The following is a 24,738-nucleotide window of genomic DNA, read 5'->3' on the forward strand; positions in this document are numbered from 1 at the left end:
CACTCCAGGTCTGTATATAAGTGTTGCAAAGATGGGTGATGGGGTTTCCATGAATAGAGGCGCGTAAATCTTCTCGCTATGATAATGAGGCGTATCAATTGGGAAACATAGATGTTAGCAATCAATTTATAAAATTAACTCTAATGTCTATATTAACTGGTACAGAATATCCAATTGCTGGCTATCGCATCACTGAGCAAATTTACGTCAGTAGTAAAAGTCTAGTTTATCGCGCCATTAGAGAACAAGACCAAAAATCAGTCATCCTGAAGTTGATGCGCTCTGAATATCCTACCTTTAATGAAATTGCTCAATTTCGCAATCAATATACCTTAACCAAAAATCTTCAGCTTCCTGGAATTGTCAAACCCCTATCTCTGGAAAATTATCATAATAGCTATGTTTTAGTGATGGAAGACTTTCAGGGTATATCCCTGAAAGAATGGCAAAAAAAGCAGCAAAAACCGCAAAAAAATCCAATTGCTCTAGATGAATTTTTTCATATTGCGATCGCCATTACTACTATTCTTGATGGACTACATCATGAGCGCATTATTCACAAAGATATTAAACCTGCTAATATCCTCATAAATCCTACAACCAATGAAGTTAAACTGATCGATTTTAGTTTAGCTAGCATTTTACCGAGAGAAATTCAAAGCCTGATCAATCCGAATGTTTTAGAAGGTACTTTAGCTTATATTTCCCCAGAACAAACAGGCCGGATGAATCGAGGTGTTGATTATCGTTCTGACTTTTATTCTTTAGGAATCACTTTCTTTGAATTATTGACAGGTTTGTTACCTTTTAATAGTAACGAACCAATGGAATTAGTGTATTGTCACATTGCTAAAGAAGCACCTAGAGTTAGCCATATTAACTCCTGCATACCTGTAATTTTATCTGATATTGTCAACAAGCTAATAGCGAAAAATCCTGAAGACCGTTACCAAAGTTGCCAAGGATTAAAGCATGATTTAGAAATCTGTCAAAGTCAATGGCAAACACATCAACACATCACTCCATTTACAATAGGTAGCCGAGATATTTCTACACAATTTATTATTCCCGAAAAACTTTATGGCCGCCAAAAAGAAATAGAAACTTTACTCAATACTTTTGAAAAAGTCACAAGTGGTAAACATGAAATACTCTTGATATCTGGGTTTTCTGGTATTGGTAAAACTGCCATCGTCAATGAAGTCCATAAGCCGATAGTAGAGAGACGTAGTTATTTTATCAAGGGTAAGTTTGAACAATTCCAACGTGATACACCTTTATCAGCATTAGTGCAGGCATTTAGACATTTAATTAATCAAATCCTCTCAGAAACCGATGAACAAATTCAAGCATGGAAACATAAAATATTAAGCGCGTTAGACACCCAAGGTTATATCATCACTGAGGTGATTCCTGAATTAGAGAAAATCATTGGCAAACAACCTCCTGTAGCTAAACTCCCTGGTACTGCCGATCAAAAACGCTTTAACATATTATTACAAAATTTTATTCATGTTTTTAGTAATAAAGAACATCCCCTAGTAATTTTCCTCGATGATTTGCAATGGGCAGATATAGCATCTTTAAACTTTATCCAAGTCTTAATGAGTCAGGAAACTGCTGATGATTTAAAAGTCATGACAGCACAAGATAATCAGTCTGAGCATGGTTTATTACTGATTGGGGCATACAGAGAAAATGAAATATCAACAACTCATCCTCTATATTTAACCATCAAAAAAATTAATCAAGCTAATGTCAATATCAATAATGTCAATTTGCTGCCTTTAACACTAGATGATTTAAGTCAATTAGTTGTAGAAACTCTACATTGCAGTAAAGAAGCGGCTACTCCTTTAACTCAAGTCTTATTTACTAAGACCAAAGGTAATCCATTTTTCATTAATAAATTTTTGAAATCTCTTTATGACCAAGGTTTAATCACTGTAAATACTAGTGCAGGTTGCTGGGAATATGAAATTAGTAAAATTCAAGAATTGACTCTTACTGATGATGTTGTAGAGTTCATGGCGGAGCAAATTCAAAAATTACCAGAAGCGACTCAAGAAGTATTAAAAATTGCTGCTTGTATTGGCAATGAATTTGATTTAGAAACTTTAGCGATCGCCTACAATAAATCTATATCAGAAACAGCATCTAATTTGTGGGAAGCATTAATGGAAGGCTTGATTATAGCTCAAGGCAGTTGCTATAATTTCCTGCTGAATGAAAATCTTCATAATCTAGATATTGCTGAAGTTACACCCAGTGACCAGGAACATCATAACTATCAGCCAACTCAATATAAATTCGTCCACGACCGCATACAGCAAGCTACTTACTCTCTCATTTCTGAAGTCGAACGCAAAAATATACATTTAGAAATTGGTCTAATCCTGCTCAGGAATAGTGCAATGTCAGCAACAGAAGAAAACATTTTTGCATTAGTGAACCAATTTAATATTGCAGTAGAGTTAATTACTAATTTAGAACATCGTCATAAATTAGCCACTATGAATTTAACGGCTGGACGTAAAGCTTTAGCATCAACAGCCTACTCAGCCGCACTGAAATATCTCACCACTGGCCTGGAACTTTTACAGTCGGACTGCTGGGATACTCAATATGAACTTGCTTTAGCCTTACATGAAACCACCGCAGAAGCTAAATATTTAAGTGGCAATTTTGAGCAAATGGAAAAGCTCATAGAAACAGTTTTGGTGAAAGCTAAAACTCTAGTCGATAAACTCAAAGTGAATGAAATTAAAATAGAAGCTTATAAAGCACAAGGCCGTAGTTTTGACGCTATTAACACAGGCATTAAAGTCTTGAATTTATTAGGAATACCTTTCCCAGAACAGCCACAAAAGCAAGATATTGCCTTAGAACTACAAAAATTACAGTTAGCTTTTGAAAATAAAAAAATTGAGGATTTGATTGCACTACCCCAATTAATAGAGCCAGATAAACTAGCAATTATGAGAATATTCGGTAGGCTTTTACCAATTGCTTATGCTAGTAATCCTCTGATGTTTTCTCTGATAGCTCTCAAACAAGTCAATTTATCTTTTAGCTATGGTAATTGTGGTATATCATCTATAGCTTATGTAGTTTATGCAGTCATTCGCTGGAATTTATTAGGTGACTTTAACTCCTGTTATCAACTAGGTCAGCTAGGACTAAATTTATTAGCTAAATTTAACCCTAGAGAATTGATGTGTATGGGGATTTTTGTCGTCAATAACTTCACGATACATTGGCAAGAGCATCTCCAAGAAACCTTAAATTCTTTCATCAATGCCTATTCAATAGGTTTAGAGACAGGCGATTTAGAGCAAGCCGCCTACGCTCTATATATGCACTCTGAGCATTCTTTATTTCTAGGTAAAAATCTTGTAGAACTAGAAAAACAAATGCGGAGCTATCATCTAAAAATTACACAGTTAAATCAAGAAATTCCTCTACAATTGCACGCAACTAATTGGCAGACAGGATTAAATCTATTGTGTTCTGAGTATCCCTGTGAGCTCAAGGGTGAAGCTTATGATGAAGAAAGTATGTTACCTGTGATCAAACAAGCTGGTAATCAACTGGCTATTTTATATTTTCATGTAGAAAAATTATTCCTATGTTACTTATTTGAAGATTATACACAGGCTTGGGCAAATGCTATCTGCGCCGAACAATATTTAGATACTGTCCCGGCTAAATTTGTCGTGACTATTTTCTACTTCTATAGCTCTTTATCAGCTTTAGCAATATATCCTGATAAAAATCCAGAAGAACAGGGAGAAATTTTAAAACTAGTAGCAGCGAATCAACAAAAAATGCAACAGTGGGCAGAAAATGCTCCTATGAATTTTCTACATAAATATTATCTAGTAGAAGCAGAGTTACAGCGAATTAATGGACAGCACTTAGATGCAATAGAACTCTATGATCTTGCCATAGCCTTAGCACAGGAACATGAATATATTCATGAGTCAGCATTAGCTAATGAACTAGCAGCTAAATTTTATTTACAGTGGGGTAAGCAAAAGTTTGCCCAATCTTATCTGATTGATGCTTACTATGCTTATTCGCGTTGGGGTGCTGCAACGAAACTGCGACATTTACAAGCACGTTACCCCGAAATTTTAGCTAGTTTTATTCAACAAGATAAACTAATACCAAAAAGCCACTTTTATTCAGAAATCAACTTAGATAAGTCTGCTGAAGTGTCAACTTTGACAAGTAACGACACTGTCATTAGTTCCCACAGCACTAGCATTTCTGATATGCTGGATTTAGCGGCTGTGATTAAAGCTTATCAGACTATTTCTGGAGAAATTGAACTACAAGAACTGCTTTCTAAACTAATTGAGTTAGTGATGGAAAATGCAGGAGCATCCAAGTGTGTCTTGATTTTACATGAAGAGAAAACTTCATCATTGAATGTAACAGCAGTTAGTCTAAATTCGACATTTGCCGCTACTCACACAGAATTTCTCTCCATACCCGTAGAATCTAGTGAAGATATACCTCTCACTATCATTAATTATGTCAAACGCACTCAAGAAATATTAGTTATTGATGATACTGCTAATCATGCTCCTTTGACAACAGATATTTATATTACTAACAAGAAACCTAAAAGCATTCTCTGTATTCCGATGGTGAATCAAAGTAAATTGCTGGGAATTGTATATTTAGAAAATAATCTGATTACATCTGCATTTACACGCGATCGCCTGGAAGTGATTAAACTACTGATTACTCAAGCAGGAATTTCCTTAGAGAATGCAATGCTATATAAAAATCTAGCAGAAGCTAAAGAAAGTTTAGAAGAATACAATCACAACTTAGAAGCAAAAGTCGCAGCTAGAACCACAGAACTGCACAATAAAAATCAGAGTTTACAAGAAGCTTTACAACAATTAAAATTGACCCAATCTCAATTAATTCAAAGTGAAAAAATGTCCTCATTAGGGCAAATGGTAGCTGGAATTGCTCACGAAATTAATAATCCTATCAATTTCATTCACGCTAATCTTCTACATACAACAGAGTACATTGAAAACTTACTAGACTTAATTAATATATATAAACAAGAGTATCCTGAAGACTCAGCTACTATTTTAGACAAGTGTGAAGAAATTGATTTAGATTTTATAGGTGAAGATTTACCCAGAATCCTCAATTCCATGAAGGTGGGAAGTCTGCGAATCCGAGACATTGTGTTAAGTTTACGTAACTTTTCTCGCTTAGATGAAGCAGAAATGAAACCAGTCGATATTCATGAAGGTATTGATAATACATTGTTGATTTTACAACATAGAATACAGAAGAATAGTAATGAAAATCAACAAAATCATGAACAAACAGCACCAGAAATTTTAATTATTAAAGAGTATGGAATATTACCTTTAGTTACTTGTTATGCTAGCCAAATCAATCAAGTATTCTTAAATATCTTGACTAACGCCCTTGACGCTATAGAAAATTCAAAATCTCAAAATGCAGAATTATTAACTAAGCCTCAAATTTGCATTAGAACTGAGTTGACAAAATCTCAGATAGTCAGAATTAGCATCAGTGATAATGGTTGTGGAATTCCAGAGACAATACAACCAAAAATATTTGATCCCTTTTTTACCACTAAACCAATCGGTAGCGGTACTGGTTTAGGTCTATCTGTTAGTTATCAAATAGTTGTAGAAAAACATAAAGGTAAACTAATCTGTAATTCTACTCCTGGAAAGGGAACAGAATTTATTATAGATATACCTCTGCAACAATCTTGAGCTTTATTATTAATAAAATACCCGATTTCTTTATGAAATCGGGTATTTTATTAAACAGTATATATAATAAACAAATCAAATTCTTTCTTCAGGACTTGTTTATTATATAATTACATTGATTTACACTCCTACAGGTACTTGGTCTAACTTGTGAGCCTTAATGTAAACCATCCATTCATTTAGCATTTCTGTAAAATCTGCAAATACTTGTTCCACTAAAAGACAAGCTTTTGCTTCCATCTCTGGAGATATTTCTATATTTTCAATGAGATTTTCTACATCAGGTGTACCCATAGCATGGCCGGTTTCTACTGCTAAATGATATTCACCAAAATAGCGGTAGTTTTCTCCTGTTATTTGTTGCAATTCCCGTGCAACCTCTGCTGTCAATGACAAGACAACATTTCCTGTAGCTTCATTACATTCGATGATTGCTAATTTTAAAACTGGGTCTACTTGATAAGCATAGGCTGAGAGTTTATAGCAGACTCGTCTAGCTTTGTCATTTTCTGGCCCCCAGATAAACTTCAAAGCTTCTAGATATGTCATTGGTTGGTTAAAACCCAATTTTTGCATATCTTCATAGTACCAAAGAAAATGATGGTCATCTTCATAGGAATGAACATTAATTAATTGTTGAATTGGATCATCTGTTGGTTCTTCTCGGAAGAAATATTTATTCACTTCCCAGATATTCATCACAAAAGGAGTAATACAAGGTGCAAAGGCTAATCTTTGTCTTGGAGGAATACTTTTGTCTTTTAAGAATTCACATATTGGTAACTTTGAGAATTCTTGTTTCTTCTGTTCGATTAATGCGAGAACTGCTTTCATAGTCTTAATTTGTGATTTAATTTATTTGACTTGTTCACATTGTTGTGGTTTTTAAATCAAAAAATAACAGTAATTTTTAGTAATTTTATTAAATCAGATTTTAAGTATTACTTGTAAACAAATATACATTTAATCTTATTCTAGATGTCTTGATTTTAAAGGGATATGACGTATGACGCAGTAATATTACTGAACAACTTTAAGAGATTTTTTTATTTTTCCTCGTCATAACTAAGAGAGATGTTTACCTCTAAAGATAAAAAACAATACATATCTGTTAAGTATTATTAAGGTTATTTATCTGGAAAAATACTGTGACATTATAAAGAGATTTTAAGTGAAAAAATCCGTCATTAGTTAGAGATTAACTAAGCCAATAGTAGTATTTTAAATTGTTACTTAAGTGGCTTGACAAAACACAGTAATTAATGCTCTATTGCCCGATTCTTCAATTGTTTTGACAGTCAGCTTTGATTTGAATCTCTCTTTCAGACTAAAAAAAATATGTATGCTTGCTCTGATTACCTGATAGCACGCAAAAAAAACTTACTAATATTTAGATATCAGATTTTTGAATCTATTTGTGAAATAATTAATCAAATATAGGAATCCGCTTTGATTCCTGAAATCATTTGCGTAGGAAGGGAACAGGGAACAGGGAACAGGGAACAAAAGTGTACGGAGTTTTTTCAGGAATCAAATATGAGTCCTATATAGAATTTGGATTATTTTTCAACTGTGACGTAGTGGCGTATCAAGGCTCAAATATTTCATTATATTAGGTAGGGTTAAGCATGGCGTAACCTAATATGAATCTAGACAGAAATATATCAAAACTTAAATCTCTAGTTGTTTAGTGTAGAAATTAAATAGGAATTATAGAGACGTAATTACTAATTTGGATTAAACTTTCAATTGTTTATGGCTCATTGTAGTGAAAGGGAAAGATAGATGCGGAGTTTGCTACAGCTAATCTCACCTCATGTAAAAATGATATTATATGGGGGTAACTGATTTCTCTCCCATCTATAAATGAACAAAATATTGGATGTAGAACTATCAAAAAAAACTGCTGAAAGCATCAAAAGTAAGGCTAGAAAACCCTTTGATAATGCGTATAAAGCTGCGTTGGCTACACAGGGTGCTAAATATGTTCAAGGATTTTTAGTCTGTCAGGGGAAGCCAACTAAACCTCTAGAACATGGTTGGATTGAAATAGCAGAGACAATTGTTGACCCTAACTTACCGCATTTGCATAATCATGTACAAGAAATGTGGTATTTTGCTGCTCATACTCTCAGTGTGAAGCAACTCAAGGAAATTATAGAAGAATCAAAGGAAGATTATCCAGAAGATGACCCATTACCTATTTATGGTGATGCACCATATGAATATTATGGTGATGTGATGTTGGGAGGTAAAGAATATTTAGCTGCTTATCAGGCGGCGGAAGCTAAATGTAAAGAAATTCAAGGATTAAAAGCTCAAAATAATTAGATTATGGGTAGAGAAAATATCCTCTAGACAATATCTGGCTGAGACTGAGAAATTAGTAATTATCAAACTTTATTTAGTTGGTATTTACTAATGACGATTTGCCATCACTACCAAAGTGTTCTCGGTAACTGCAAATTTTGTCTTCTCGCACATCAAAGGATACTGCTACACGATTTTTGTAAGGCTGTCTAAATAAAGTTCCTTCATCGCGAAATTCAAAGACTACCGTTGTCTCATTGCTAGTAATGCAATCTAAAGACACTAATTTGATGCCAGACGGAAAGGAAGTTGAAACATAATCAAGAAATTCCTTGGCTTTTGCTTTTCCTTGATTTAAACCTTGGAATTTACCGATGGGAAACCAAAATGTAAAATCGTCTGTTAGCATTTCTAGAAATGCTTGCCATTCACCCGTTGCTAAACCGTGGGTAAAATGTTCAAATGCTTGGTGAGCAACTTTTAAAGTATTTTCTCTATTCTGCACCATGTTTTTCCTAGATTCTAAAACCTGACAACTACTTTGCCACAATTTTGACCACTGAGCAGGTATGCTACCGCCGTGGGAATAGACTCTAAACCAAGAAATGGGGTAGAGTCAACAGATACTTGCAATTTACCTGCATAGAACAAATTTAAGAGGCGATCGCGCGCTTCTGGGATATATTCTTGATAATGGGGCATAAGAAAACCGCGCACAGAAGCAGCTTTCCAAAAAAGTTGATGATAAATACGCGCTTGCGTTACCTGTTCGATACTTTTCCCATATTCCGAAATATAGCCGATACTTACTAAACGTCCCCGAATGGCTAAGTTGTCAACGCAGGTATCAAACACCTGTTTACCCACACACTCAAAAATTAAGTTAATCCCATTGGGGTACTCTTGCTTGAGGACTTGTTGGAGATTTTCTCTATGATAATTAATGATGCGATCGCAGCCTAATTCCTGTAATAATTTTTCTTTCGCCTCAGAACTACAAGTCCCAATTACATGATTTCCCGCCAACTTCGCCAACTGTACCGCAATATGGCCAGTACCACCAGCCGCAGCCGTTACTAAAACCGTTTCATTACTTTGCATTTCCCCCACTTGTTCTAAAGCCACCAAAGCTGAAACACCCGTTGGTACAAGGTTGAGAATTTCTGGCGTTGCTTCCCGCACTTTCACCGCCAAGCTAGCATCTATCACCTGATATTCTCGATAACCACCACCGCGCCAAGTCGTGATAACAGCATCACCCACCCGAAAACCAGAAACATCTGCACCTACAGCTACCACTTCCCCCACCGCTTCCACACCCAAATCAAAAGGCGGAGTTAATTTTATATAACTCACTTCACCCCGACAGAGTAAAGTATCAAACCCCGCATTAATTCCCGCAAATTTATTCCGAATTAAAATTTCGTGATTTGCTGGTGCAGTCAGAGGTACTTCTACAATTTCTACAGCAGATTTAAAATCTTGATGGAGTTGTTTAGCTATTAATTTTTTGTAATTAGTCATTAGTCACGTCGCTTCGCTCCGAATTCAAAATTCAAAATTTAAAATTTAGAATTAAATACCCCACAGATAAATCTAGGGGCTTGAATTAATGCTGTTTAACTTTTTTCTTCTTCATAAATAAATTTAGTGACTTGTATCCTTTTTTCCTTGGGCATTATTAGTCATTAGGGAACAGGGAACGGGGAACAGAATCTTTAATTTTTAATTTTTAATTTTTAATTGATTAGCCCCATTCCCTATAAAGCCTTATCCCATTCCAATTGATGCGCTAAACCATACTTGATAAAATCTTCGATGTTGGCTTTATCACTTTTACCGAACACACCCAAACTATAAGGATTATCTTGCATTCTTTCCGTTACTTGTTCTTGCTCAAATCTCATTACTGCTTCTCTTGGCTGATCTGTTTTAAAAAAATCAACAACCAATACAGTTCTATCGTATTCAGTATAATTATGTGGACAATGGGGATAGCTATGATCTAAAACCATAAACTCCCCTTCATGCCAATAAAGTTGCTCATAACATATTTTCATTGCCACATCTCCTTGCGGCACAATTAAGCCTAAATAACCCCGATTCATGTGGGGGTTATAGTTAACATGAAGCTTTATATCTAAACCAGGGTGAAATGTGCCGAAATAGGCATTTCTAATGACATCATTATTTTCTAAGTTAACTGCTGTGATCATCTGAGCCAAATTTGGGAAATATTTTTCTCTCAGTTCTAATGCCTTAATTGCTGCTTCTTCTGTGCCGTAATCAGGATATTGGATTTGATGAAATTGAATATATTTTTCAATTAATAAACCTTGAAATAAAATTCCAAAGGCACTATATTTAGAGTTTCCTTTAGTTTTAATAGTTTTACTTTTGGGGCCTAGAACATCGTAAGTAAATTTTAACTCTTGTGGCGATGCCTGCTGGAGAAAATTAGTAAATTCATCCCGAATAAATTGCCAATTTTCTTGTACATTTTTGAGGAATGGGAATGTTTGGGGATTGAGATGATACTCGTTAAAATTGTTCACGTTTTTCTGCTCCTAATTTTCAATTAAAAATTCCAAATTTAAATTACCAGCAATAAATTTAATGGCTCGTCTCAGCCCTTCTACATATAAGAATCATATTTGATTTCTGCGAAGCTAGGTACACCTCTGTTACTTCATTTTCTGTTCCCTGTTCCCTGTTCCCTGTTCCCTACCTACGCAAATAATTTCAATAATCAAGTCGGATTCCTACATAAGAGTTTGTATGTTTTATTTCTTGGTCATCACAACGGTTCAATAAACAACTGTTACATAGTTGTCTATTTTAGCGATTGTTCCTGTAGGATGTGAAAGCGACTTGCTTGCTGTCATCATGTTAATGTGAGGTCTACTATGTCTGAACCTCCTATATTAGATAAAATTGTCAAGAATGTGCGGGTTGTACGTCCCCATGAAAATGCGATCGCACTCCTAGATATAGGGATTAAGGATGGGAAATTTGCTCAGATTGCTCCTCATATTAGCGCAGACCAGGGGCAAGAGGTATTTGATGGCAAGAATCTCCTGGGTTTTCCTGGGGTTGTCGATGCTCATATGCACATCGGTATTTACCAACCCTTGGACAAAGATGCAGTGACAGAAAGTAAAGCCGCCGCGATGGGAGGTGTAACAACTAGCCTCAATTACATCCGTACAGGGAAGTATTATTTAAATAAAGGTGGTTCCTACCAAGATTTTTTTCCTGAAGTATTAGCATTATCTCAAGGAAACTTCTTTGTTGATTATAGTTACCATATCGCCCCTATTAGTAATCAGCATATTGATGAAATACCAATGCTATTTGAGGAATATGGCATTAGTTCCTTCAAAATCTTTATGTTTTATGGTGGCTATGGTTTACATGGTCTTTCTGACCAACAAAATCTATTTTTGATGATTAATAAAACAGAAAGATACGATTTTGCTCACTTTGAATTTATCATGCGTGGCTTGGCAAAGTTAAGCGCAAGTCACCCAGAAGCACAAGCAACAATTAGTTTAAGTTTGCATTGTGAAGTGGCAGAAATTCTCAATGCTTACACCAAAATAGTTGAAAATGATTTAAGTTTAACCGGACTGCACGCTTACAGTGCAGCGCGTCCTCCCCATTCAGAAGGGTTAGCAATTTGTATTGCATCTTATTTGGCACATGAAACTAACTGTGCAAATATCAATTTATTACATTTGAGTTCTCGTAAAGCAATGGAAGCAGCTTTGACTATGCAAACTGCTTTTCCTCATATTAATTTCCGGCGAGAAGTTACCGTTGGACATTTATTATTAGATGTCGATACACCAAATGGAACTTTAGCAAAAGTTAACCCTCCTATTCGTCCCCGTGCTGATGTGGAATATTTATGGCAAGCTGTTCTCAATAATCAAGTAGATTGGATAGTTAGTGATCATGCTTGTTGTGCGGCGGAACAAAAAGTTAATGCCAAAGACCCCCATAATATTTGGTTAGCAAAATCTGGTTTTGGTGGTACAGAATATTTACTATCTGGTGTATTTAGTGAAGGTAGTAAGCGGGGAATGTCTTACAATCACATGGCTAAATTATTATCGTGGAATCCATCACGCAGGTTTGGTTTATCTCAAAAAGGTGATATTGCTGTTGGTTTTGATGCTGATTTAGTTTTACTAGACCCCAATGAAAGTTTTGTGGTGAATGCGGCTGAATCAGAATCACAACAAGGTTACACACCTTTTGCGGGAATGGAGTTAACAGGAAAGGTTAAAAGTACATTTTTGCGAGGCAATTTAATTTATCACAATAGTCAGGTTTTAGGTTTACCTAGTGGACGTTATTTAAAAAGGAATTAGGTAATATTCGGGGAAAATATCTCAAAAGGAGTAGAAAAAAATTTTATTTTAGACTAAACATAACAATACACACATCTACCCAAATTAAAGGATAACTATGAGTAGTCAAATACCATTAATTATTGAATGTCGTAGCAACGATTCCGATTACCGTCAAGAAAATCCCCACTGTCCATATACTCCAAAGGAGATTATTCAAGAAGCGGTTCGCGCTTGGGAAGCGGGAGCAGCAATTTTTCATTGGCATGGACGAGATCCAATTGATGGGAGATGGGTTAATGATGTAGACGTTTATTTAGAAGTTATTCAAGGAATTCGAGAGCAGACTGATTTAATTGTTAATCCTACTTTGAATTATGTGACTAAAGAAAGTAATGTGAACGATCGCATTCAACACATCTTAGCCGCAAACAACGATCCAGCACTAGGCGTTGATATGATTCCTTTAGAGTTTGGCTCGTTCAATTTAGATTTTTGGAATTCACAAACTAAACAATTTCTCACCTACGACCAAGTACATACTAGTTCTCGCGCATATATAAAAGAAGTATTGGAAATAGCGCAAGCACATAACCTTTTTGTCGGTACTATTTGTTGGGATATAGGACAAATTCGGACAGCTAGATGTTTTCAAGAAATGGGACTGCTACCTAAAAATACTTTTTGGGAGTTTGTGTTTACTGGAGAAATCACGCCTAGTGGAATTTTGCCCACATTACCAAATTTACAAGCAGTAGTAGATTCTATTCCCAAAGATGATCAATGGTTAGTGATGTGCTGGAATGGCGATGTGATGCCTTTGGCGGCATGGGCAATTACAATGGGTGGTCATGTTGGTATTGGTTTGGGAGACTATCCTTATTTACGTTTTGGCACACCCCACAATGGCGACTTGGTAGACAAAGTTGTCAAAATGGCGCATACATTAGGCCGGGAAGTTGCAACACCAGCGCAAGCACGGGAAATTTTGAAAATGCAGCCGCGAACTGTTGTTAAAGAAAAACTACAGGTGGTTGCTAACTAGAAATGTGAAGTGCATGGGGGGAAACCTAACCCCCTAACCCCCTTCCCTAGTAGGGAAGGGGGAAAATGAAAGCCTCTCAGGTTTGAAGAGGGGTTTTTTCTGTTTTTTGTTTCTTGTTGCCTTGAATCACAAACAAATATAATCGCTAAAACATTATGCCCAATAAAATTAAACGCGCTTTTTTAGATACAGAAGATGGACAAATTCTCTACCGCATTGGTGGCGAAGGTGAGGCGTTGCTGTTGCTGCACATGAACCCCCGCAGTAGTGACGAATTCCGCGAACTGATGCCAATTTTGGCGGCACATAGACGAGTCATTGCAATGGATTTGATGGGGTTTGGTGATTCCGATAAACCGCCGAGAATGTATACTATTGGCGACTATGCAAAAACCGCGATCGCACTTTTAGATGAATTAGGCATAGAAAAGACAAGTATTTTTGGTAATCATACAGGTGCTTTTGTGGCGGGAGAAATAGCCGCAGCATATAGCGATCGCGTTGATAAACTCATATTAGGAAACGTAGCCGGCTTTGGGGAGGGAGGACAAGCAGAATTATTCAAAAGATTTGAGGATGGTTTTAAAATTAAAGAAGATGGTTCTCATCTCATGGAAAGATGGTTAGCCCGTTCCCGATATGTAGGCTCGGCAGAATTAAATCATCGTTGGGTTTTAGATGATTTAAAATGTTTTGGTCATCCTTTATATGCGGTTTGGGCTGTAGGTAATTACTGTCTAGAAGCACCAGAAAGATTTCGTGCTATTAAATGTCCCACTCTCATCATTTGGGGACTGGATGACATGAAAGAATTTGAAAGATTGAGTTTAGCAAAATTCAATGACCGCTATTTTCTATCTCAAGCAATTCCTCATGGCAAAGTTGTAGAATTTGAACAAGGCACAATTTGCATGATGAACCAAATACCTGAAGCAGTATCTCAGGTAGTCATGGATTTTTTAAATAGCACAGAATAGTTAAAGTTTTTAATTATCTAGGACTGCTGTACATTTAATTTCTACAATTAGTCCTGGCGTAGATAAAGCAGTAATACCAAACCCCGTCCAGGTTGGAAAATTATTAGTAAAATAACGGTCTTTTACTTTCATAAATAACGGCAGATGGGGAATAGTAAACTGCTGTTGTGCTGCATCAGCAGGTGTAAATTGGGAATTACTAAGATTTGACCCTGTCACATGATAGGTAATCATTTCTACCACATCGTCAAAGGTTGCACCTGCGGCTGTTAGTACCTTTTTCACATTCTCAAAAGTTTGGACAAATTGCGCTTCTACTTCCTCTACTACCTGTAAATTTTCATCGCGTCCCACCTGACCTGAAATATATAGTGTATTGCCTACTTTAACCCCAGGACAATAGTGAAATTTTTCATATAAAATTTCCATGCCTTGAGGGATAATAACTTGGCGATTTTTACTCATAAACTTAGATAGTTAAGATTAAAAGAATTTTAATTGTTAAATGTCGGGGAAAAATATCCCCTGTTACCAAAATTAATGCAATTATTGCAGTCTGCGTTTTACTTCTGCCGCTAAATCAGCTAAAGCAACTTCTATTTGCTCACCTGTTTGTAAATCTTTAAGTGATGACTTTTGGGCTGCGGCTTCATCAGCACCAATAATTACACAAAAGCGAATTCCTTGTTTATCTGCGGCTTGAAATTGTTTACCTAAAGGACGTTTATCAAAATTAGTCACTACATTAATTCCAGCTTGACGTAACTGTTGGGAAACTTGCAAGTAAGTTGGCATTAAATCTTCTTGCATATTAACTACCACTACTTGCGCTGGCGTTGCTGGTAAGGTGTTCAGAATTCCCGCTTTTAGTAAACGACTAATTAAACGTGTCAAGCCAATGGAAATTCCCACACCAGGCATTTTTTCGCCTAAAAACATTCCCACTAATTCTTCATATCTACCACCAGAACAAATACTACCTAAAGCCTCATGTCCAATTAGGGTAGTTTCGTAAACTGTGCCGGTATAGTAATTTAATCCACGGGCAATAGACAAATCAATACAAAATCTTTTGTCAGGAACGCCTAAATTCCGCACACCTGCAATTACTGTTTCTAATTCACTGACACCCAGCTTAAATTGTGCAGATTCCGGCAAATTTTGAGCAAGGTGTTTGAGTTTATCTAAAACTTCGTCAGTATTACCGTCTATTTTAATAAAATCAATAATTTTTTGTGTTTTCTCTAAATTAACGCCTTCTTTTTCTAACTCTTGTTTAACTTTAGCTTCGCCAATTTTCTCCAGATTATCAATAATGCTAATACAGGATTTAATTTGAGTTTCTGAAATACCTAAAGATTGAAAAAACCCTGTTAAGACTTTGCGGTTATTGATGCGGATGACAAAATCACCAATATTAATAGCTGCAAATATTTCGGTGATAATAGCAGGCATTTGAGCATCATATAATAAACTCAAACTACTCCGCCCGACTACATCAATATCACACTGACGAAATTGGCGAAATCTTCCATCTTTTGCTCTTTCACCTCGGAACACAACATCCATTTGATAACGTGCAAAAGGAAAAGTTAATTCATTTAAATGACGCGCAATATAAGCTGCTAAAGGTACAGTTTGATCAAATTTTAATGCTCTGGCTTCTGAGCCTGTTTCCCCAGATTTATCTTTTTCAGCTTGGCGATTGAGTGGTAATATTGGTTCTATGCCATAAATAATGTTGTCGCCTTGATTGCCTTTAGCTTGTAATACTTCTAACCTTTCTACAGCAGGAGTTTCAATAGGTGTAAATCCGTAGCTTTCGTAAACTTTACGGATGGTATCTAGTAAATATAATTCTAAGCGTTTTTCGCTGGGCAGAAATTCAGGAAAGCCACTAGGAGTAGAAAAGTTTATTTTGTCACCTTTTGCCATGCGTCTACCTTATTAATTTGCAATTTGCAATTATACAACAATTTTTATTTTTAGTTAATAAAAAAGTTTGTAGTAAAGGCTAAAGTCTTTACTACAAACTTTTTTTCAAATTTTATATTCTTATTTTAGTCTTTGTTCTTTAATGAGAGTACGTTGATATATTTGATGATTTTTAAACCAATGCCAAGTGCGAGCGCGGTGATTGTTATCTGGACTAATATAAATCATTTCTGATAAAGATATATCTGGAACAGTTTTGTAAGAAAATTGCAAAATTATAGTTGAGTCGTCTATTTCCCAAGCTTTACCTTCTACTCGTTCTGTATCAAACCAGAGGGCTTTGTCATGATATGCGCCAGGAAATTGATGTTCTTCGTGTTTACCGCTAGCCCATTTATAACGATTGGTTTGATAATAAGGATGAGGACTATTATCTGGAAATTGACAAGTTAAATGTGATTCATGATGATCAAGAATCTTTCCAGAGTTATCAACTACAGTATATGTACCAACCCAATCACCTTCATGACGGACTAGTACAGGCATTTCTTCTCTAATGTTAGACATGATACGACTCCTGATAAATTGGGGACTAGGGATTGGGGATTGGGGACTGGGGATTGGGAAAGTAAAATGAGCGTTTTAGCTTATTTTATTGTCAATTTAAGGGTTTAAAACCCCTACGTCTATACGTAGTATTAGTTGAGTTAGGATTTAACTCTTCAACTCTGACTGTCTTTAATTTTGAATTTTGAATTTTGAATTTTGAATTTTGAATTGTTAAAGGTCAGTATGCAGCATTTGTTGGCGATCGCCTAGATTTTGAAAACATTAGTTTGCAATAGGAATCCCGTCACCGCATTGTTAATACATCAGTTGGTAATGCGACTCCCGTCACCGCATTGTTAATACATCAGTTGGTAATGCGACTCCCGTCACCGCATTGTTAATACATTGGTTGATAATACGAATCCCGACACTGCATTGTTAAAACATCAGTTGGTAATGCGAATCCCGTCGCCGCATTGTTAATACCGATAATAAAATTTAATATTTTTTTGCTTATTGTTACTTTTTTTGTTACATAGGGAACATTAAATATAGATTTTATTACGTACTCTATATGCCCAAGCAAGATACAACTCGCCGTTTACGCTCACAAATTATTAGCCAAGATGTAAATTCATTCCACGGTTTGCAAACGATTGACGATTACGATACTACCCGTGCGGATGCTTCTGCAACGAATTTACAACAAGCGTATCAGGCAATGCTATTACAGCAACAAACTGAAATTGAAAAATTAACTGTATATCGTGCAGCTATTGATGCGGCTAGACAAGCTGAATGGGAATTTCACAATGCTGTATTAGCCATGAAAGAAGTTGTGCGTGGGCAATATGGTTCAGATAGTGATCAGGCGCAAGCAGTGGGACTCAAGAAAAAATCTAATCGTAAGCGTCCTACCCGTAGAAAATCAATAGCGATCGCTAGTTAAATTATCATCAATTTTAAGAGGGTGTTTGAAAAGTCAAAAAGTATACTAGAAACCCCTCTCTAAACCTCTCTCCGTTTCGGGGAGAGGCTTTGAAACCCCCATTCCCTACAAAGGAATGGGGGGTAGGGGGGATAAAACCACATTCTGCACCTAGCAAAAAGATGTGTGTACACCGTAGCCTTGTAGGGAAGAGGGTTTACATATAGCCCCTTATTCCTGATTAAACCACCAAGGGTCATGAGCAGAGTTAGTTTTAATTAAAAACGCCTGTTTTCGCATAAATCGCGTTAACGCTGCTCCACCCATGCGTGAACCACCCAAACTGGAGAGTTTAAAAGCGTTTTTCTCTCCTTCGTGCATGATGGCAGTTAAAGCCGCATCATTAATACTAATAGCACCAGCATTAATTTGCCGCCCCACGGCTAAAGCTTCCGCTTCTGAACCAGCAAACACAGCTGCACTTAATCCAAAAATAGAATCGTTGGCTAAAAATACAGCTTCTTCCACATTAGAAAACGGCATCACGGGCATAATGGGGCCGAAAGTTTCTTCAGTCATCACTTTCATGGCATGATTGACTTGAGTTAACACTGTAGGACGACACCACCAACCACCCCCTAACTCTTCGACTTTACCGCCGCAGTGAATAATTGCACCTTTTTCTACTGCATCAGCTAAATGATCACTAATGATTGCAGCTTGTTTTTCCGCAATAATTGGGCCAATTTGCCCATTTTCAATGTCGGGATAGGCTAATTGCAGACTATAAGCTTTGGCGACTAGTTGATGATAAAACTCTTCAAAGATTGATTCAGCAACATAAACACGTTCAATAGATAAACAAGACTGGCCAGTATTTACCACTGCACCCCACAAAATCGCAGAGGTAGCTAAATCTATATTTGCTGATGCTAAAACGATCGCCGGATCTTTGCCACCCAATTCTAAAAAAGCAGGGATAAAACGTCTAGCTGCGGCTTCTGCAACTCTGCGCCCTGTGTTGACGCTACCTGTAAAACAAATTAAATCCACATAATCAATTAAAGCTGCGCCTGTTTCGCCTGCACCTTCAATAAAAATTAAGACATCCCGTAAATTGGCGACATTATTTAAAGATGTCAATAAAGGCGCGACAAAACGCGGTGCAATTTCACTCGGTTTTATAACTACCGCACAACCCGCCAATAACGCCGGAATTGCATCAATCATCGACAGCAACAAGGGAAAATTCCACGGACTAATTACTCCCACGAGGGGGTAAGGTACAGAGGTTTGTTGCAAAGCGATGAAAGGAATACTGGTATTTTTAGCTGATTCTTGCAGTAAATCTGGGGCTAAATCACACCACCGGTCAATGCTGCTGAAAAAGGAATCAATTTCTAATATAGATATAGATAATCTACCGGTATCATTTACTAACGCATCTGTTAATGATTGGCGTGCAGCTAGTATTGCTTCCTTCCATTCCCGTAAAGCAGCAATTCTCCCTTCTAAACCCAACTGATACCATTGAGTTTGCGCCCGTCGCGCCCGGTTACACTGCTGTGCTAACAACCGAGGCGGCGGTGGAATAATCACATAGTCAAATTTTCCTGTGCGGGGGTTACGTACTTCTATGGTGTTAGTCATTAGTCAATAGTCAATAGTCAATAGTCAATAGTCAATAGTCATTATTCATCACTCAAAACTCAAAACTCAAAACTCAAAACTCATTACTTATTACTCATTACTCATTACTCAGCACTCAGCACTCAGCACTAAACTATTCCCAAATCGCTGAGGCGTTCGATGGTTTGTTGTTGGGTTTGGATAAAGTGTTTGCGGTCTATTGATTGATTTAGCATGGTGTTGGCTGGGTAAAAGTTTGATTGACTATAACTTTGGGCGTATAGTTCAAATCGCTGACGCGCTAGTAAATTATTTAACCCTGGACGACGGCGATCGCGTCTTAATGCTGTTAAATCTATCTCTGCAAAGGCGGCCATGCTTTCTCCTGCACCTGTCTCTGCTAAAACTAAACCTCGATGATCAATAATTTTTGAGCCTCCGTCTACTGAACCAATGGGAATGGGGCTATTGGCTAATCCGGCTGTGTTGGCTGAAATGACGTAAGCCATATTCTCTACAGCACGGGTGATTTTGGCTGCATCTTTGGGGGTAAGGTGTTTATTATAAATTTCTGAGGTGGAGTGTAAGAATATTTCCGCGCCTCGCATGGTTAAACACCGTGCGACTTCTGGGTATAAAATTTCTTCTGAAGCTAAAGCCGCTAAGTTACCAATGGCAGTTTTCGCTACGGGGAAAACTCCATCTAATCCATAACAATCGAGGTATTTATCCCACACATCATGGGGTGTAGGGGCAAACATGGAGTTTAACCGCCGATAACGCAACACAACTGTGCCACTAGGATCAATCACAAAGCTGGTTTGAAAATACAACGCCGGAAAGTTAGGGTCAAGTTCGTAGGCGTTACCGGCTAAAAATATACTATATTTTTGAGCAATATTACTGAGGGCTTCATACTCAGCACCGTTAATTTCTAAACAAGCTTTATTTGCCCAAGCTTCCATAGATTCCCCCATTGGAAACCCTGTAAGGAAATATTCTGGTAAGACAATTAACCGACAATCACCACCAATAAAAGCAACACTGGCAGCAATTTGTTGAGTTAAACGCGCGATCGCTTGCTGCATTAGTATACTGGCTTCTTGGCGATCGCGTGCTTGATTGACTGCGTGACAGGTAATTTGCAGTGCTAAAGCCCGAAATGTTTCTAATGGTTGGGTATAATCTGTCATATAAAGTAGGAATTTTCAATTGTGAGTTTATTATTTGCTACCACAGAGCGATCGCACCAGTTTCTCTGTTAATTCTTTACCAAACATCTTCACCGCCTTGTCGTTGTCGGGGTCATTTTCTATACAACTACGACGAATAAATAAATCTCGTTCAGCTAAGGCTAATTTTGCATTCTCTGGTGTCGCTTCGGCTGTATCTACCCAAGTTAACCAACAATTTAAGGTATTTTTAGCCACTGTGCAAATTACTTCCACAACTTCCGGTGATGTGCTGGTGTAACACAAACTCACAGGAGATTGAAATGCGCGCATATAAACACTTTTACTGATAAACCGAGTCAAGCGAGAATCAGTTTGTAATTGTAAAAATGTGGAATTAACTGGTTGATAATATTTTTGTAAGTAGTCTAAATTTGTTAATAGTTCAATCCGAGGAATATAATCTATATAAAGAAAAATTTGCGGAATTAACCCAAACTCAAAAGTTAAATGGGGAACTAGACTAGAGGCATTCAACCACACAGTTAAACGCATAACTGCAAATGATTTTTGTGCATTTCCTAGCCAAGAATGAGTCAGCCAATCAATACCGTCACCAGAATAAGCTTGCAGTGAACCAGTGATATTGCCATCTAGACTGCTGTACGTTTGTAAATCTTTGGTGCTAGAGTCTGGATGTAAGACAAACCGCGTTTCTAGCTGTTGATAAAGTTCACTCATCAAAGATGATAAGTGATTAAATACACTGACACTATTGATATTCAGTTGTTCTCTCATGTCTGATCTGCAATTTGCTCACGATGTTCACTAAGTTAATTGTGGGGTCTAAAGTGAACATCTCACCTACGTTAGAAATTAATATAGGAATCCGACTTGATTATTGAAATAATTTGCGTAGGTAAGGAACAGGGAACAGGGAACAGGAAAAGAAATAACAGAGGTGTACTTAGCTTCGCAGAAATCAAATATGATTCCTATATCCTTGAAAAAGGAGAGGGAAATATAGAAATTACATATATTTAATTTCTGAAAAAATTCAATAAACCTCTATTCCCTAGTCCCCAGTCCCCAGTCCCCAGTCCCCAGTCCCCAGTCCCCAGTCCCTAAAATCAAGTCGAATGCCTGATTCATTAAGCACTAGATAACTGTTCGCCGGAGATAGCTTTGAGTTTAGAGGTAAATGATTCAGAGCGATCGCTTTTGATGGGAGTAAACTGTCCAATGGGGGGATGATTCAAAGCGATAGTGGGATTTTTACTTTGTTGACTTTTAATTTCTACCAGATTTGACTTCTGCTCAATACCCTCTGTCACCACACCTAAACTAGATGCTGTTAATTGTTTGGGTGGGGTGGGAAGCTCTGCTGGTTTGACTGTTTCTGCGGCTTTGCCATTCATCGAGTGAACACCGTTGCTATTTTCTTCTGGTGGGGGTGAAGTGACCGCAGGCGGCAGAAAATGATTAGATGATGTTGGTGGCTGGTGAAAAGTTAAGGTGTTGGTAGTTGTCGCTGTCAGACTCAGGGGAAATTGACTACAAATTAGGCGTTCAAATTCCATATTGAAGTGATAAATAGCCTGACCCCGACGCAGCCAAAATGCCAAAATTTGCTGTACAGAAATTCCCTTATAGCGTCCTTGATAAAGGGCTTCAATTACTGCTAAATGCAACCAATCTGGCGGATATTGTTTTTGCCAACGATGAACTAACTCACCAGCATTGTGGCCACTGAGGTCAAAACTATAGTGAGTTAATAGGGCGATGGCCAAATTGGCACAAGTAGGAGGTATTGATTGTGACATGGGACTTTTGGCCGTTGGCGGTATATACAGATCATCTAGCCGTCGTTATAGGCAGCTAACCTGGGAATAAAATGTAGAATTTGTTACCAATAATATTGCATCGGTAAAACAATGTCTCTCATTTTACTGGTTTAGCTGCTAACTGTCGAAATTATATAGGGTGAATTAATACTCGGCGCACGTTGAATTGCTACTAAAGCCTGATAGACCATTGCCGCTACTTCCGCCCTAGTGGCTTCCCTGGTGGGTGCGAGGAGTTTGGGGTCTGGGTGATTAACGACGATTTTGTTTTGGGTGGCTGTAATTACGGCTTTACGGGCATATTCAGGGATGGTGTTACTATCAGTATAAGTGACATCACTGCTATTATTTGCTGACAACGCCAGTCCATTCACTAGGGAGACGATGACTTGTAGCCTTTGAACATTTTGATCTGGGCGAAAAGTGCGATCGCTAAAACCACTGACAAACCCGCCACTAGCCGCAATCTGTAATGCCTGATAAGCCCAAAATTCCTTGGGTACGTCAATAAACTCTGTTGCTGGTCTTTTAGGTGCAGGATTGAATGCACCCGCCACTAAAGCCGCATATTGGGCGCGAGTCATGGGTTTATTGGGTTGATAACTCCCATCAGCAAAGCCATGCGTCATCCCCATACTCGCCAAACCTTGAATAAATGCTTCTGCCCAATGTCCACTGAGGTCGGTGAAGGTGGGTAAGGCTACATCCACTTTGACAATATAAGGTGAAGCGATCGCCTTTTCTTTGCCGCTTGTGACCAAAGCTTGATAAATTAAGCTAGCGATTTCGCCACGGGTAATATCTCGTAGGGGTTCGAGTTGGTCTGTTTGGGGATAATTCACCACTAATTGTTTTTCTGTGGCGGTGGCGATGGGGTTGGTGGCATAACTGGGAATTTGGGCGCGATCGCGGTATACACTCAAAACATTCGGACTACCACCACTAAGTTGTAAACCATTAACCACAGAGACTATCGCCTGTACCTTAGTGAGATTTTGTCCTGGGCGAAACGTCCCATCAGGAAAACCGCTAATAAACCCCATTTGGGCGGCTTTAGTAATTGCTGCGGCTGCCCAAAAGTCAGATTTGACATCTTTGAACGGACTGGCTTGATTTTTCGTAGGTAAATTAAAAGTTTTGGCAATTATCGCCGCATATTGGGCGCGGGTGATGGGTGCATTAGGGGCAAAAGTGCCATCAGGAAAGCCACTAATTAAACCTTTATTGACTAAGGCTTCCACAAAAGCTGCTGCCCAATGTCCCGCAATATCAACTAAATTCGTGTTAGTTGACTGAATGGGCTGATCAATCACAGCCGCCAGAAAATTCACCAGTCCCTTGACTTGGGTAGGATTTAACTGATTACCCACAGAAATCAAAGGCTGTGTCGAGTTATTTTGAATGTCAAAGCCGCCATTGTCACTGAATACATTACCGGCGACATCTTGAGTATTACCCAAATCGGGGACAGCATTTTCATTGACGAGTAACCCGCCTTGAGTGTTTTTGAGAATCAGATTATGACGCAGCACCGGCCGGGCATTGCGAGATAGAGCGATCGCTGTCCGATTATCTGAAAGTTTATTATGGGTAATTACAGGGGCAGCAAAATCACTAATAGCTATACCTAAAGGATTTTTTTGTAAAACATTCCGTAAAACTTCCCCTTTACTGTTGCGCGCCATAAATAAACCACTGGCGGCATTCTGCAAAAATACATTATCGAGAATAGCGGGTTTCGCACTACCGCTAGTAAATACCCCTTCTCGACCGCAGTTAGTAAAGGTATTGTTAGCTACCTGGGTGGCGGCTGATTCAATCCAAACCCCTGTTCCCTTAGCAACGGGATTAGTAACAGTCACACCCCTGAGACTAGTTTGATTTAATAACACTAAAGTGACATTCTGCACCCCAAAACTAGGGCTGGGATATTCTCCACCACCAGAAATGACAATACCTGCACCCTTATTTGCTTCATTACCAATTACCGTCACCCCTTCTGGGATGATCAGGGGGAAAACTTCCTGATTCGTACTGCTGTAAGTCCCCGTAGCCAATTGAATAATTGCCGAGGAGGTCACTTTTAAAGCGCGAGTCAGGGTTTTAAACGGACTTTGCCGCGAACCGGAGTTAGTATCTTTACCCGTAGCTGGGTTGACGTAGAATGTGGCAATGGGATTAGTGTTCACCATTGGGAATAAAGCAGCGATT

General features: G+C 37.8%; 18 protein-coding genes. 6 read left to right on the top strand and 12 right to left on the bottom strand.

What is annotated here, in order from left to right; all coding sequences use genetic code 11:
• Nucleotides 1–143 precede the first annotated feature (143 nt).
• Nucleotides 144–5,783, top strand: a complete 5,640-nt coding sequence (locus ACQFX9_RS24960) for an ATP-binding sensor histidine kinase (protein ID WP_427159264.1) — start codon at nt 144–146, stop codon at nt 5,781–5,783.
• Between the two features lie 120 nt (nt 5,784–5,903).
• Here the strand turns inward: ACQFX9_RS24960 and ACQFX9_RS24965 are convergent, their stop codons facing one another.
• Nucleotides 5,904–6,617: a hypothetical protein gene (locus ACQFX9_RS24965; protein ID WP_427159265.1), complete on the bottom strand. Its 714-nt coding sequence runs from the start codon at nt 6,615–6,617 to the stop codon at nt 5,904–5,906.
• A 1,032-nt stretch (nt 6,618–7,649) separates the two neighbouring features.
• On the opposite strand from ACQFX9_RS24965, the gene ACQFX9_RS24970 reads away from it, so the two are divergent.
• Nucleotides 7,650–8,114 (top strand): hypothetical protein, encoded by a 465-nt coding sequence (locus ACQFX9_RS24970; protein WP_427159266.1) that lies wholly within the window; start codon nt 7,650–7,652, stop codon nt 8,112–8,114.
• Between the two features lie 73 nt (nt 8,115–8,187).
• Here the strand turns inward: ACQFX9_RS24970 and ACQFX9_RS24975 are convergent, their stop codons facing one another.
• The 3 genes from ACQFX9_RS24975 to ACQFX9_RS24985 form a co-directional block, all read right to left on the bottom strand.
• Nucleotides 8,188–8,601, bottom strand: a complete 414-nt coding sequence (locus ACQFX9_RS24975) for a nuclear transport factor 2 family protein (RefSeq protein ID WP_427159267.1) — start codon at nt 8,599–8,601, stop codon at nt 8,188–8,190.
• A 14-nt stretch (nt 8,602–8,615) separates the two neighbouring features.
• Nucleotides 8,616–9,617, bottom strand: coding sequence for a zinc-binding dehydrogenase (locus ACQFX9_RS24980; RefSeq protein WP_427159268.1), 1,002 nt, complete (start codon nt 9,615–9,617; stop codon nt 8,616–8,618).
• Nucleotides 9,618–9,853: 236 nt separating this feature from the next.
• Complete coding sequence (locus tag ACQFX9_RS24985; protein ID WP_427159269.1) at nt 9,854–10,648, bottom strand: aspartyl/asparaginyl beta-hydroxylase domain-containing protein; 795 nt, start codon at nt 10,646–10,648, stop codon at nt 9,854–9,856.
• A gap of 351 nt (nt 10,649–10,999) precedes the next feature.
• On the opposite strand from ACQFX9_RS24985, the gene ACQFX9_RS24990 reads away from it, so the two are divergent.
• The 3 genes from ACQFX9_RS24990 to ACQFX9_RS25000 all read left to right on the top strand — a co-directional run bounded on the left by ACQFX9_RS24990 (nt 11,000) and on the right by ACQFX9_RS25000 (nt 14,470).
• Nucleotides 11,000–12,469, top strand: a complete 1,470-nt coding sequence (locus ACQFX9_RS24990) for an amidohydrolase family protein (protein ID WP_427159270.1) — start codon at nt 11,000–11,002, stop codon at nt 12,467–12,469.
• 97 nt (nt 12,470–12,566) lie between these two features.
• The gene (locus ACQFX9_RS24995) at nt 12,567–13,493 is read left to right on the top strand and encodes a 3-keto-5-aminohexanoate cleavage protein (protein ID WP_427159271.1); all 927 of its coding nucleotides are present in this window, start codon (nt 12,567–12,569) and stop codon (nt 13,491–13,493) included.
• Between the two features lie 155 nt (nt 13,494–13,648).
• Nucleotides 13,649–14,470: an alpha/beta fold hydrolase gene (locus ACQFX9_RS25000; protein WP_427159272.1), complete on the top strand. Its 822-nt coding sequence runs from the start codon at nt 13,649–13,651 to the stop codon at nt 14,468–14,470.
• 9 nt (nt 14,471–14,479) lie between these two features.
• On the opposite strand, the gene ACQFX9_RS25005 is transcribed toward ACQFX9_RS25000, so the two are convergent.
• The 3 genes from ACQFX9_RS25005 to ACQFX9_RS25015 form a co-directional block, all read right to left on the bottom strand.
• Nucleotides 14,480–14,935, bottom strand: a complete 456-nt coding sequence (locus ACQFX9_RS25005; protein ID WP_427159273.1) for a RidA family protein — start codon at nt 14,933–14,935, stop codon at nt 14,480–14,482.
• An 81-nt stretch (nt 14,936–15,016) separates the two neighbouring features.
• Complete coding sequence (hisS, locus tag ACQFX9_RS25010; RefSeq protein WP_427159274.1) at nt 15,017–16,405, bottom strand: histidine--tRNA ligase; 1,389 nt, start codon at nt 16,403–16,405, stop codon at nt 15,017–15,019.
• 120 nt (nt 16,406–16,525) lie between these two features.
• Nucleotides 16,526–16,972 carry a DUF3598 family protein gene (locus ACQFX9_RS25015; RefSeq protein ID WP_427159275.1) on the bottom strand — a complete coding sequence of 149 codons (447 nt, stop codon included), beginning with the start codon at nt 16,970–16,972 and terminating at the stop codon, nt 16,526–16,528.
• Between the two features lie 556 nt (nt 16,973–17,528).
• Here ACQFX9_RS25015 and ACQFX9_RS25020 point away from each other — a divergent pair.
• On the top strand, nt 17,529–17,903 hold the full coding sequence (locus tag ACQFX9_RS25020; RefSeq protein ID WP_427159276.1) for a hypothetical protein: 375 nt from the start codon (nt 17,529–17,531) through the stop codon (nt 17,901–17,903).
• 210 nt (nt 17,904–18,113) lie between these two features.
• On the opposite strand, the gene ACQFX9_RS25025 is transcribed toward ACQFX9_RS25020, so the two are convergent.
• The 5 genes from ACQFX9_RS25025 to ACQFX9_RS25045 all read right to left on the bottom strand — a co-directional run bounded on the left by ACQFX9_RS25025 (nt 18,114) and on the right by ACQFX9_RS25045 (nt 24,719).
• Entirely contained in the window at nt 18,114–19,532 is a 1,419-nt protein-coding gene (locus tag ACQFX9_RS25025) for an aldehyde dehydrogenase family protein (protein WP_427159277.1), read from the bottom strand.
• 128 nt (nt 19,533–19,660) lie between these two features.
• On the bottom strand, nt 19,661–20,704 hold the full coding sequence (locus ACQFX9_RS25030) for a nitrilase-related carbon-nitrogen hydrolase (protein ID WP_427159278.1): 1,044 nt from the start codon (nt 20,702–20,704) through the stop codon (nt 19,661–19,663).
• Nucleotides 20,705–20,734: 30 nt separating this feature from the next.
• Entirely contained in the window at nt 20,735–21,481 is a 747-nt protein-coding gene (locus ACQFX9_RS25035; RefSeq protein ID WP_427159279.1) for a red chlorophyll catabolite reductase, read from the bottom strand.
• A 353-nt stretch (nt 21,482–21,834) separates the two neighbouring features.
• Nucleotides 21,835–22,506, bottom strand: a complete 672-nt coding sequence (locus ACQFX9_RS25040; RefSeq protein ID WP_427159280.1) for a hypothetical protein — start codon at nt 22,504–22,506, stop codon at nt 21,835–21,837.
• 131 nt (nt 22,507–22,637) lie between these two features.
• The gene (locus ACQFX9_RS25045; protein ID WP_427159281.1) at nt 22,638–24,719 is read right to left on the bottom strand and encodes an S-layer homology domain-containing protein; all 2,082 of its coding nucleotides are present in this window, start codon (nt 24,717–24,719) and stop codon (nt 22,638–22,640) included.
• Between the last annotated feature and the right edge of the window lie 19 nt (nt 24,720–24,738).

It is taken from the genome of Aliinostoc sp. HNIBRCY26 (genome assembly GCF_050235535.1).
GTDB lineage: Bacteria > Cyanobacteriota > Cyanobacteriia > Cyanobacteriales > Nostocaceae > Trichormus.